Consider the following 10,779-nt stretch of genomic DNA (forward strand, 5'->3'; position numbering starts at 1 on the left):
GGGGGGGGGGGGGGGTGGGGGGGGTGGCGGTGGCGCGCGGCGAACTCCATCTTCCTCTCCCCCCCCCCCTCCCCGCCTCCCCCCTCCCTCCCCCCCCCCCCCCGCGCCCCGGCGGGTCACCCTCCGTCAGGACTGCATGCCGTACAGGGCCAGTGGACGGCATCGGACGGTGTCGCCCGACGCCGCGACCTTCGCCTGGACCTCGAAGGTGACCGTGGCGCCGTAGTCGGCCGCGATGACCTCCGTGAACTCCAGGCCGGTGCCCACCGTGCCCTCCGGGCCCAGCTGGTCGCCGTTCACCAGCAGCCGGACCTTGGCGCCCGTCGTTCCCGCCGCCGCGATCCGGCAGTGCAGTCGCGGGTGCTGGACGATGCCGGGGCCGCGGTAGAGCGTGACCCAGTCGGTCGCGCCGGTCGACTCCCAGCGTGCGGTGTCGACGGGCTCCGGCACCGGGTACGGGATGTACGGCCGGGCCAGACCACGGTGGGCGGCGTCGTCGGCGACGACGACGTTGCCCCGCCGGTCGAGGATCTGGACGGGCTGGACCGGCAGCGTGTCCGGGCTGCCGGTCCACACCGTCAGGGCCAGCGAACCGTCGTCACGGCGCACCACGAGGCCCTGCTGCGGGGTGGTCTCGTTCCGCTCGGGCTCGACCCTGCCCAGGTAGAGGAGGTCCTCGCCTCCCGCCGTGCGGACCCGCAGCCGGCCGCCGTCGCCGATGACGACCTCACCGCCACTGATCTGGTTCAGCGCCGGGCTGGTGTTCGCGCTGCCCATCAGCTCGCGGACCTGGCGTTCCAGATCGCGGATGCGGTCGAGCAGGTCGGTGGGGATGATCGCCACGGTTACACCCCTTCCAGGTAGAGCGTGGCCGTCTCGGCCTTGGTGCGCTGAGGCGGGTTCACCGCCAGTCCGACGACGCGGTACTGCCGGTCGAGGCCTTCCGGATGCCACAGATCGTGGATCCGCAGCCGGATGCGGCCACCGAGAAGAGCCGGGGTGATCCTTCCGTCCAGGACGACGGTGAGTTCCGGGATGGTCTCGGGCCGGTTCTGCCGTGCCAGTTCCGCGGCGGCCAGCGAGCGCAGGGTCTGCTCGTCCTTCACGCCGCTGTGGTCGGAGCTCCGTTCCAGGCGCGGCCAGCCGCCGAGCAGGTCTTCGGGCACCTCCTCACTGACGGTGAGCGGCTGGGACTCCTTGGACTGGTCGGTGTTGGCCGATTCCCCGCGCGCCACCCACACGTTCGCCTGCACCGTGGAGTCCGTGGGCAGGCTGTACGTGAGGATCTGGCCAGGATGGTCGAGCACGATGTCGGTGTGGCCGGTCTGGATCGTCGGATGCCCGAGCTGGAGTCGCTTGACGCGGCGTCCCTGGGCGTCGCGATAGCAGTGGATCCGCCACTCGAACCCGTCGGCCAGCTGGGCCAGTTTGTCGAGCAGTTCACGGACCCGGGCCAGCGCGGAGTAGGCGTACGCGTAGTCGCGCCGGACTCCGGAACTCTCGTGGCCGAGGCTGATGTCGATGCGTCCGCCGGGCTGCTCCTCGGCGTGGGCGACGAGCAGCCGGGCGATGTCGAACTGGTCGGCGCCCGTGCCGATCAGATCCGTGGAGAGGATGCGGTGATCGAGGTACGAGTCGAAGGTGCCGGCCTGGAACTGGACCTGGAGACGGCCCTGCTCGTCGGAGACCGGCGTACACGTCCACAGCACACCGCCCCACCAGATGTCGCCGTCCCGCTCCAGCCAGACCGCGGTGCGGCCCGGCTGGAGGGCGGCCCGCGCCCGGGCGGCGAGCGTGCCGTCCGGGAGCGGGACCGTCGCGGTGAGCGAACCCGGCTTGCCGATGAAGTCGTCGAACTTCGCCTCGGTGAGCGGCAGCACGTCCAGCAGGCGGTCGGAGCGCAGATCGCAGAAGAGCGCCCGGTAGGCGGGGGTCGTCGGGGAGTTGCTCACGGCCTTCCTCACAGGGCGGGGTCGACGCGGATGAAGCGGTTGTCGAACCAGACGGCGCTGCTCGTCGCCGAGGAGCAGTACGCGGAGACCGCGGTGTACGTGGCACCCACCTCCAGGCCGCTGACCCGGAAGGTGTACGAGGCCGACTGGGCGTGTCCCTTGTTCGCGACCTGTGCCGAGCGCACCTCGTGCGCGCCGAGCACCAGTGCGCCGTTCTTCCGGATGTTGGCGGACATCCGGCCCCACTCGCCGGCGACCGCGACGCTGCCCCAGAAACCGACCGTGACCAGGACCGCTCCCGACACCGGCACGGTGAAGGTCGCGGTGATGGTGGGGCCGGCGGTGTCGGTGACCGCCTCGACCCAGGTGGTGGAGGAGCAGTAGCCGCCGTCGCCGTGGTGCGCGAACGCGCTCGAGGGCACGGCGGTGGCCGGGCGCCACACGGTGCCGTCCCAGCGCTGGAGCCTGCCCGCCTCGTCGCGGTACTGGCCGGTGTACTCGCCGGCCGCCAGCGCGCCCTGCGGGGCGATCCCGCCGACCTGACGCGGGTAGGACACCCAGCGGTTGCTGTCCCAGCGCTGGAGCTGGGTCGAGGTGTCGCGGTACTGGCCGGTGTAGCCGCCGTCCACGTCCCGGCTCCAGCCCTCGGCCAGGATGCCGCCGACGGCCACGGTGGTGTGGCGCAGGTCGTAGACGGCGGTCGCCCAGTCGAGTCCGCCGGTTCCGACGGAGGCGCCCGCCGGGACGGTGACCTGGGCGAGCGGGAGGGACACGTCCGGCAGGAGCGGGGGCTCGGGGGTGGCGGACGGCGCGCCCTTGACGATCTCCAGGACCGCCTCGGTACGCCCGTTGACGGTGTCGAACTGGGCGTCGTAGACCCGGAGCACGACGAGGTCGATGCGTGGGTTGCTCGCGTCGCCGTCGTCGAAGGTGATCGTGGTGTAGTCGGTCAGGACGACCGGGTACGCGCCGGCGGCGTCGCTGCCCTGGATGACGGCGCGGCCGGGGGCGACGTTCGCGGTCATCCCGGCCGTGTCGCCGAAGACGTACAGCGCGGACATCAGGTACTGGCCGCCCTGGGAGCCCGGGATGATGCCGGAGGCGGTGGTCAGCGCGCCGGTCGGGGCCAGGGTGCCGACGGGCGCGAGCCGGGTGTCGGTGCGGGACTGGCCGGACTCGGTCTCGGTGCGGTTGATCAGCCATGCGCTGCGCACGGGCATGTTGTCCTCCTGGGTGAAGGGGTACGGGAGAAGAGGGACGGGGACGGTGCGCGGCCGGTGCTCACCAGTGGGCGTCGCGCCACAGCACGGTCACCTTGGCCGCCGGGTCCGGTGTGGTGTCGTTGGAGCGGAACGCCAGCGCGGTGCTTCCGGGCGCCAGGGCGAAGAGCTGCTCGGGCGCGGAGGCGGGGGTGGCGGTGTAGAGCCGGGACGTGGTTCCGTTCAGCTGGACCGTGCCCGCCTCGGTGTTCACGGTCAGGACGTCCTGGGAGCCGAGCACGATGTCGTACTGGAGCTGCCGGCCGTCGGCCAGTCGTGTCAGGGTCGGCCGGCGCAGCGGCCCCCGGAACTCGATGACCGGATGGCTCGCCGCCGAGCCCGAGTTGACCGCGGTGAAGGTGCCGGCGACGCCGGTGCCACCCCAGTCGAGCGGGAACTCCAGGCCGTTGCCCGCGGGGCCCTGCCAGGAAAGCCCCGGCTCCATGACGGGCAGGACGGCCTCGCCCCGGAGGAGCCTCGCGCCGAAGCGCCGTGGGTCGGTCGCGGTCCACTGCAGACTGGTCTTCGAGGTTCCGCCGCGGACGTACGAGCGGTCCTGCGGAACCACCTTGCGGCTGAGCCGGGCCCGTACCGCCAGCGTCTCGCCGTGCAGGCGCACGGCCAGCCACTGCTCGCCGCCGTCGGCGCCGGTCGCGGCGCGGAAGTCGGCGGTCACCTCGTGGGCCCGCGCGGCCGAGTCCGGCAACAGCCAGACGGTCGCGCCGACCAGCCGGGGCTGGGCCCAGCGGGCTCCGGGCCAGGAGCCGTGCTGGTCGGGGCGGGGAATGTCACCGGTGTCCAGGACCGGCAGGTCGTCCCAGCCGGTGATGCCGGTGCGGTCGATCTGATACGGGGTACCGGGTCCCATCAGCAGTCCGGCCCACTGGATCTGCCCGTCGCGGGTGATCAGTGAGCCGGGTGCCGTATCGGTCGCGTACGTGTCTGTGGTCTCGGCCATGACGGGCCGTCACCTCACTTCTCTCGGGGGCGCGTTCAGGCTGCTGCCGTCCGGTGCAGGAACAGCAGGTCGGCGGCGACGGTGAGCGGGCCGCGCCCCTCGGCCGCGTGGTAGGCGTGCAGCCTGGCCCGCTCGGCGGGACGCGTCGCGGTCGGCGTGCGGTGTCCGGTCTCGGCCGGCCGGAGCCGCTCCAGGGAGGCCAGCGGACGAACGGATCCGGGGCCGCCGCCGTTCGAGGGCTGGACGATGCCGCCCTCGGCGAGCTGGGGGATCTTCGGCAGGTCGACGCCGAACTTCTTGCCGAGGATGTTGACGCTGATGCTGTTGAGGCCGTCGATCACCCAGTTGGCGAACGCGATCAGACCGCTCAGTGGGCCCTTGATGACGCCCAGCAGGTTCTGCATGCCGCTGGTGACGAAGTCGCCGATGCCGCGCAGGGTGCCGGACATGGCGTCCTTCACGCGGGTGAACATGTCGGGGATCTTCTTCGTGATCCAGTCGAGGACGGGCTGGATGACCTTCTTGAAGCCGCCCCAGGCGGCGCGGATGAGACCGGTGACGGCGCGCGTGGCCGCCGAGATGGCGGAGCGGGCGCCGTCGAACCCCTTGGACAGGGCTCCGCCGACCACCTTCACCACGCCCGTGATGATCGTCTTCACGGCGGTGAAGTAGGTCGAGATCACCTTCGCGTACGCCTGGATCACCGGGGTGAGGAACTTCCCGATCGCCCGGAAGACCTTGAGTACCTGGTCGAAGACCTGCTTCATGATCTTCTGGCCGGTCTCGGAGTTCAGCGCGAAGGTGATGATCGCGGCGACGATCGGCACGATCAGTCCCAGGACGAAGCCGAGTGGGTTGGCGCGCATCGCCACGTTCACGGCCGTCATCGCGCCGGCGGCGACGGTGAGCCCGCCGCCGAGCAGGCCCATGAGGGTGGAGACCGTGCCCGACGCCTTGCCGAGCAGGCCCGCCATCGAGCCGAACAGGCCGGAGCCGGACGCCAGGGAGTTCAGCGGCCGGGTGGCCCCGCGGGCCTTGGTGCCCGTGCCCTTGAGCCGGGTGGCGGTGGTGCCCGCCGTCCGGCCGGTCTTGGTGAGCGACCTTCCGGCGGCCTCCGCGCGGGTCTTGACCTGGCGCAGCGCGGTACCGGCGGAGGCGGCGCCGCCCCTGATCCCGTCCATGGCGGAACCCGCCCGGCGGGCGGAGACCCCGATGTCCTTGAGTGCCCGTCCCGCCTCGCCGAGCCGGGCGCGGAAGCCCGTCAGCGCCCCCGCCACCCCGGCGAGCGGGTCCAGGCGGGGGGCGAGCGCCGCGGCACTCATCCGCGTGCCTTGGAGAGGAAGAGCAGGGCGTGGGCGGTCTCGCGCAGGTCGCTGGAGGACGCCTCGTAGTAGTTCTCGATCTGGAATCCGGCGGAGGATCCCGTGCCGGCGTTGAGCGCCTCGGCGCGGGCGCGCCGCGCGGTGTGGCGCATCAGCCGGTCCAGCTTGGACAGCGGCAGGACGGCCTCGGCCTCACCTGCCTCGGCGACGATGGTGTGGACGCCGCCCCGGCGGGGCTGGACGACACCACCCTGGGCGAGGCGGGGGATGGTGGGCAGGCTGACGCCGAAGGTCTTGCCGCCGACCAGGGGCACCCAGCCGGGGATCTTGACCTTGATCCCGTTGAGCTTGCGGATGGCGGAGTTGATGAGGTCGATGACGGCGTTGATCGGCCCCTTGACGGCACCCTTGATCTTGTCGAAGGCGCGGCCGGCGATGTCCTTGAGGCCGCCCCAGATGCGGGAGAGCTTGTCCTTGACGGCGGTGAAGGCGCGGGGGACGACGTTTCTGATCCAGTTGACGACCGGGGTGATGACCTTCTTGATGCCGTTCCAGACGCTGGTGACGACCTTCTTGACGGCGTTCATGACCGTCGTGATGATCTTCTTCCAGGCGTTGAAGTAGGTCGTGATGACCTTGGCGACGGCCTTGATGACGACGGTGATCGCCTTCTTGATGCCGTCCCAGACCTTCTTGATGAGCTGGCCGGCCTTCTTCATGATCGGGCCGACGACCTTCATGACCGAACTGATGACCTTCTTGATCGCGTTGAAGGCGACCTTCAGGATCTTCTGCATGGTCTTGGAGCGGGTGGCCATCTCGACCACCTTCTCGATCAGCGGGGCGAAGAGCGAGAGCAGGGTGCCGATGATGTTGCCCTTCATCGACTTGTTCAGGCCCTTCATGCCCTTGGACGCCTTGTCGGCGCCGGACTTGAACTTCCCGACCTGGGTGCCGCTCTTCTGACCGGTCTTGCCGGCCTTGGCCATGGACCGCTCGGCCTTGTCCGCGGCGCGCTGCATCTTCTGCAGCTCGCGGGCGGATCCGGAGGCCGAGGACTTGATCTTCTTGAGCTCACGGTCGCCGGTCTTGGCTCCGCGCTGCAGCCCGATGGTGGCTTTTCCTGCGGAATCTGCATCCCGCCTGAAAGCGCTCAGTTTTGTCGATGCTCTACCGAGAGAGCTCACCAAAGACATGGTTTCCTCTTATCTCCCGTCCAGTACGGCGGCGACCCGGTCTAGCTCTTGCTGCAAACCCCGCAGTTCGGCCTGCCGGATGTTCCGCATGGAAAGGAATGCCCTTTGATGTTCACCCTGGGCCTGCCTGGCCATCCGCTCAGCCTGCCGGATCTGCCCTTCCTTGTTCCGGACATCCCGTTCAATTCGGCCGATCATTTGCTGGATCTCGGTGAACTGGTCCAGCTCCTGCCGGCGCTGGTCCGCACGGTTGCCCGGCTCCCGTGCGGTGGTGTCGCCGGATTCAAGAAGTCCCGCCACCGCTTCCTCGGCGGCTCCTCTGCCGAGCAGTTTCTCGCCGAGCGCTTTCCAGGTTATGCGCTCCTTGCCCATGATGGAGATCCCGGTCGGAGTGATCTCGAAGAAGTTGGGAGAGAGTGAGACGAGACTGGGGTCGAACTTGAGGGTCTGAGTGCTGTAGTACAGCCACTGGCTAGAGGCGTTGATCCCGTTGTCCTCGCCGTCCGGTGGCTTGAGCGCTTCCGCTGCGGCGTCGAACGTCCCGCCGGGCCATGCGGCGGCGGTGGAGAGTTTCTCGTGTACCTCCCGAATGATTCGCCACTGATCTTCCGTCATGAGGTTCTCGTTTTGCATTTGGTTTAGAATCCTTCCGCCGTGATACCATTCCGGTCACGCGTGAGACGTAGGGGGCGGAATGGGTGGAATTGGCGGCCCTGTGCTGGGCTTTCTATTGCTCCTCGTGTCCTGGGCAGTCTTCTGGGGCGCACAGTGGATGGCGCGACGAGCGGTGAATCAGTTCCTTCTCAGGAGGAATGGAGTGCGAATCGACGGTGAATGTCTCGGCTATACGAGCAATCGTGACGGAAGTCGTGTCGTTGTGGGATACAAAGCTCCGTCAGGACGAGTTCACCGGGTCACCGTGGATGCCGTGGGAGAGGTGCTGCCGTCAGTGGGTGGTGCGGTTCCTCTGATCTATCTGCCGGAGAGGCCGCATATTTCTGACAGATGGCCGATTCACTTCTTCGGGATCCGTGCGTGCGTGGCGGTCGTCTTTGTGCCGGCTCTGGCATTGACCGGGCTGTGGCTCGCGTTGACCGGTGTGCTGTTCATCGCCGATTTCTTCGGCTGACCCCGCGCCGCCAGTACCGCGAGTCGGCCCCGCTGTAGCGAGAGCCGCCCGCACCGGGCCCATGGCTGTCGCCGGCGGGGCCGGCCGCGACCGAGTGTCGTGCAGCGTCGGCGCCGCCCACGACGCCCGGTGTCGTGACAGCACCGTGGTGCCACCCGGTCGGCGACGGAGCCGGTTCGCACCCCTGCCCCTCGCGTCACTCCCGGGGGCGACGGGGATCGCGTTCCTCGTGCGGGTCGGCGCCGGATCGTCGTGCCCGCTCGTACGGCTCACACGAAGAAGCGCATCAGCTCCGCCCGGCTCGGGCCCTCGGGCTCCGGCTCCTCCGGAGTCGTCCCGTCCGCGTTCGACGGGCGGTCGTCGTCGCCCGGTCGCGGGACCGGGACCGGAGGCTCCGGCGGGTCGGAGTCCTCGTCCGTGTTGACGGAGGCGAACATCCAGTTCGCGGCGGCGAGATGGTCCACGGCGGCGGCCAGCAGATAGTCGGTGACCGTCCACTGGGAGTCCTCGCCGTTCAGTTCGCGGCCCACGGCGCTGTCCTGTGGCATGTGCTTGACCAGCACCGCGAGCCGGCGGGAGGAGAGCCGGCCGCGGTGCCAGTCGAGCAGGTCCACGCCGTAGTGCCGCAGCAGGTCGGCTTCCAGGGCCTCGGCGTGTTCGGCTACGAACGCGTCGAGGCTCAGCCTTCCCCCAGGCCCAGCCCCGTCTCCTTGCCGTAGGCCTCAAGGATCGCGGCGATGTCCTGCATGGTGATGTCGTGGGTCTCGAAGCGCCCGAACTGCTCCTCGCCCATCAGGAGCTTCAGCAGTCCGTCCACGTCGTTGTCGTCGAGCCCGCGCAGGGACCTGGCGACGGAACGGGAGAGTTCGGTGGGCAGCTCGAAGGTGTCGCCGTCGAGCTCGAAGGACCAGGAGCGGCCGAGCGCCTCCATGCGCTGGGCGCGGGCGGCGTTGACGTCGAAGGAAGCCATGGGTGTTCTCCGTACGTAGCAAGGATGAGAGGGGCTGGAGTGGCGGGGGGGGGAGGGAGAGGGGGGTGGGGGAGCACCGCCCGCGGGGGGTCCTTCGGGGGGGGGGGGGGGGGGGGGGGGGGGGGGGGGGGGGGGGGGGTTTTTTGGGGAGGGAAGGGGGGGGGGGGGGGGGGGGGGGGGGGGGGGGAAGGGGGGGGTTTTCCGACACCCCCCCCCCGGCGCGGTGTTACACGGCGGCGTAGGCCCCGTCCTTCATGACGAAGGTGGCCAGCGCCTGGCCCTCGCCCGGCGACAGGGCGGTGAACGTGACGCCGAGCATCGCCGCGGCCTTGCGGGCGAGCTTGAGGTCGTCGGTGGCCGTCACCTGGCCGCGCGGGATGACGAAGCGGTACGTGACCGCGGAGCCGTCGGTGAACTCCAGGCCCAGCGCCCGCTCGTCGAAGGTCGGACCGTCCGGCACGTCGAACTCGTAGACGCCCGGGTTGTTGGTGGCGTCGTTGCGGAAGTCCGTCTTCTTGCCGCCGAGGAAGAACGGCAGCGTGTCCTCGTTGAACTGCAGCATCGAGAACTTCAGCGTGAGGTCGCGGTCCGCGTAGACGAACCGGGCCGGGCTGATCGACTGCCAGGTCTCCACCGGGTCGAGCTTGTCCTTCTTGGAGAAGGTCACGCCGTCGGTGGAGGTGTAGCCGAGGTCCGTCCAGCCGGTGCCCCAGTCGGTGGCCGGGTTGTCGGTGAACGTGGTCGGCAGCGTCGCGCCGACCTCGGCGACGAGGATGCGGCCGGTGCCGGCGACGCGGATCTCGGAGGCGTTGTTGCCTGCCATGGGTACTCCTTGTGATGGGTTGGGTGGTGCCGGGATTTCCTGCCGTGGGTACGGCAAAGGCCCCGCCGGTCGGCGAGGCCTGGTCTGTGGGGGTACGGGCGGAGGGTCAGCCCGTACGCAGGGAGAACCGCAGCACGCAGAGGTAGCGGTTGGCCGCGGTGTAGACGTAGTCGGGCAGCCAGCGGGGGCCGTCGGCCTCCTCGACATCGCTGATGAACGTGGTGCCGTAGGTGGTGCCGGCCGCGTGCAGCAGCTCCGCCCGGGCGGCGTTGGCGAGCAGGTGGGCGGTCGGCTTGTCGGGGCCGTAGCACTCCAGCTCGATGAGGGGCTGGTCGAGATGGAGGTCGTCGATCCAGGCTCCGCCGCGACGGGAGACGATCACCGCCTTCTGGGTGCCGTCGAAGCCGGCCGGCGGGGTCTCGTCGACGATCGCGTCCGCCAGCTCCGGTCGGTCGGAGAGGAGGTCCACGACGATGGCCTCCACGTCCGGGAAGGTGCTCGGGCTTGAGCTCATGACGTGGCATCACTCCTGTTGGGGATGGGGACCTGACGTAGAGCACGACGGCGGAGCCGTGCCCTGGAGGGATGCGGGCACAGCTCCGCCGCTGCACCTATTGTGATTGAGATCGTGCGAGCGCGCAACTCTTTCGTGCGAGATCGATCGTTCGCGGTGTGCGTGGTGAGTGGTTGATCGCACCAGCCGGGCGCTACCCTCAGGAGTTCGAACAAGAATTCGAAAGGTGGGGTGTGTGTGGTCAGCGGAGGGGGCAGTGCGCAGGAGCGGTTGGCCGAAGTGGTCGCGGCAGCCGTGGAGGTCGCCGCCGAGGCGGGGGAGGCCGGGACGTACACGGGAGAGGTCGCGCGCACGCTGACCGCGCTGGTGGGGAAGGTCGGTGCGAGACTCGCCGTCGACGCGGAGATCCGCGGGTTCGCCAGCGGATGGCAGGAGGCCCTGCGCGCGGTACCGGCCCAGGCCGCTCGCGGCGGAGCGAAGGCGAGCGGCCAGGTCCTTCGGACACACCCGGAGGGGGATGCCGGATCATGACCCGGGACAGACGGAAGAGGGGGGAGGCCCCACCGGGGGGGGCGACCCCTTTCCTTCTTCCTTCCTTTCCGGAGAAACCCCCCCCCCCCCCTCCCCCCCACCCCCCCCCCCCCCCACCCCCCCCC

At 69.9% G+C, this 10,779-nt stretch carries 13 protein-coding genes; 2 read left to right on the forward strand and 11 right to left on the reverse strand.

The features are described from left to right. Nucleotides 1–126: 126 nt before the first annotated feature. From ACFUJR_RS03865 to ACFUJR_RS03895, 7 genes are all read right to left on the reverse strand, one after another. On the reverse strand, nt 127–843 hold the full coding sequence (locus ACFUJR_RS03865; protein ID WP_383178224.1) for a hypothetical protein: 717 nt from the start codon (nt 841–843) through the stop codon (nt 127–129). Nucleotides 844–845: 2 nt separating this feature from the next. Further along, nucleotides 846–1,952, reverse strand: a complete 1,107-nt coding sequence (locus tag ACFUJR_RS03870) for a hypothetical protein (protein ID WP_383178227.1) — start codon at nt 1,950–1,952, stop codon at nt 846–848. Nucleotides 1,953–1,960: 8 nt separating this feature from the next. Beyond that, nucleotides 1,961–3,172 (reverse strand): hypothetical protein, encoded by a 1,212-nt coding sequence (locus ACFUJR_RS03875; RefSeq protein WP_383178230.1) that lies wholly within the window; start codon nt 3,170–3,172, stop codon nt 1,961–1,963. Between the two features lie 61 nt (nt 3,173–3,233). Then, nucleotides 3,234–4,169 carry a phage distal tail protein gene (locus ACFUJR_RS03880; protein WP_383178233.1) on the reverse strand — a complete coding sequence of 312 codons (936 nt, stop codon included), beginning with the start codon at nt 4,167–4,169 and terminating at the stop codon, nt 3,234–3,236. A 35-nt stretch (nt 4,170–4,204) separates the two neighbouring features. Then, the gene (locus ACFUJR_RS03885) at nt 4,205–5,491 is read right to left on the reverse strand and encodes a tape-measure protein (RefSeq protein ID WP_383178236.1); all 1,287 of its coding nucleotides are present in this window, start codon (nt 5,489–5,491) and stop codon (nt 4,205–4,207) included. Beyond that, a complete protein-coding gene (locus ACFUJR_RS03890) occupies nt 5,488–6,687 on the reverse strand; it encodes a phage tail protein (RefSeq protein ID WP_383178239.1) in 1,200 nt (399 codons plus the stop codon). Before ACFUJR_RS03890 ends, ACFUJR_RS03885 begins: the two co-directional genes overlap by 4 nt. Nucleotides 6,688–6,696: 9 nt before the next feature. Next, a complete protein-coding gene (locus tag ACFUJR_RS03895) occupies nt 6,697–7,320 on the reverse strand; it encodes a hypothetical protein (RefSeq protein WP_383178242.1) in 624 nt (207 codons plus the stop codon). Nucleotides 7,321–7,615: 295 nt separating this feature from the next. Here ACFUJR_RS03895 and ACFUJR_RS03900 point away from each other — a divergent pair, with 295 nt between their 5' ends. Continuing rightward, the gene (locus ACFUJR_RS03900) at nt 7,616–7,816 is read left to right on the forward strand and encodes a hypothetical protein (protein ID WP_383178244.1); all 201 of its coding nucleotides are present in this window, start codon (nt 7,616–7,618) and stop codon (nt 7,814–7,816) included. Between the two features lie 269 nt (nt 7,817–8,085). On the opposite strand, the gene ACFUJR_RS03905 is transcribed toward ACFUJR_RS03900, so the two are convergent. The 4 genes from ACFUJR_RS03905 to ACFUJR_RS03920 all read right to left on the reverse strand — a co-directional run bounded on the left by ACFUJR_RS03905 (nt 8,086) and on the right by ACFUJR_RS03920 (nt 10,123). Beyond that, nucleotides 8,086–8,430: a hypothetical protein gene (locus ACFUJR_RS03905; RefSeq protein WP_383178247.1), complete on the reverse strand. Its 345-nt coding sequence runs from the start codon at nt 8,428–8,430 to the stop codon at nt 8,086–8,088. Between the two features lie 65 nt (nt 8,431–8,495). Next, nucleotides 8,496–8,786, reverse strand: coding sequence for a hypothetical protein (locus ACFUJR_RS03910; protein WP_383178249.1), 291 nt, complete (start codon nt 8,784–8,786; stop codon nt 8,496–8,498). 226 nt (nt 8,787–9,012) lie between these two features. Beyond that, the gene (locus ACFUJR_RS03915; RefSeq protein ID WP_383178252.1) at nt 9,013–9,609 is read right to left on the reverse strand and encodes a phage tail protein; all 597 of its coding nucleotides are present in this window, start codon (nt 9,607–9,609) and stop codon (nt 9,013–9,015) included. A 106-nt stretch (nt 9,610–9,715) separates the two neighbouring features. Then, complete coding sequence (locus ACFUJR_RS03920; protein WP_383178255.1) at nt 9,716–10,123, reverse strand: hypothetical protein; 408 nt, start codon at nt 10,121–10,123, stop codon at nt 9,716–9,718. A gap of 237 nt (nt 10,124–10,360) precedes the next feature. On the opposite strand from ACFUJR_RS03920, the gene ACFUJR_RS03925 reads away from it, so the two are divergent. Further along, nucleotides 10,361–10,654, forward strand: a complete 294-nt coding sequence (locus ACFUJR_RS03925) for a hypothetical protein (protein ID WP_383178258.1) — start codon at nt 10,361–10,363, stop codon at nt 10,652–10,654. The last annotated feature ends 125 nt before the right edge of the window (nt 10,655–10,779 follow it).

Source organism: Streptomyces sp. NPDC057271 (genome assembly GCF_042668715.1).
Lineage (GTDB): Bacteria > Actinomycetota > Actinomycetes > Streptomycetales > Streptomycetaceae > Streptomyces.

What these genes read in the sequence shown, in the direction of transcription:
- ACFUJR_RS03875 (WP_383178230.1), bottom strand. Translation starts at nt 3,172, where the DNA reads ATGCCCGTGCGCAGCGCATGGCTGATCAACCGCACCGAGACCGAGTCC.
- ACFUJR_RS03880 (WP_383178233.1), bottom strand. Translation starts at nt 4,169, where the DNA reads ATGGCCGAGACCACAGACACGTACGCGACCGATACGGCACCCGGCTCA.
- ACFUJR_RS03885 (WP_383178236.1), bottom strand. Translation starts at nt 5,491, where the DNA reads ATGAGTGCCGCGGCGCTCGCCCCCCGCCTGGACCCGCTCGCCGGGGTG.
- ACFUJR_RS03890 (WP_383178239.1), bottom strand. Translation starts at nt 6,687, where the DNA reads ATGTCTTTGGTGAGCTCTCTCGGTAGAGCATCGACAAAACTGAGCGCT.
- ACFUJR_RS03895 (WP_383178242.1), bottom strand. Translation starts at nt 7,320, where the DNA reads ATGCAAAACGAGAACCTCATGACGGAAGATCAGTGGCGAATCATTCGG.
- ACFUJR_RS03910 (WP_383178249.1), bottom strand. Translation starts at nt 8,786, where the DNA reads ATGGCTTCCTTCGACGTCAACGCCGCCCGCGCCCAGCGCATGGAGGCG.
- ACFUJR_RS03915 (WP_383178252.1), bottom strand. Translation starts at nt 9,609, where the DNA reads ATGGCAGGCAACAACGCCTCCGAGATCCGCGTCGCCGGCACCGGCCGC.
- ACFUJR_RS03920 (WP_383178255.1), bottom strand. Translation starts at nt 10,123, where the DNA reads ATGAGCTCAAGCCCGAGCACCTTCCCGGACGTGGAGGCCATCGTCGTG.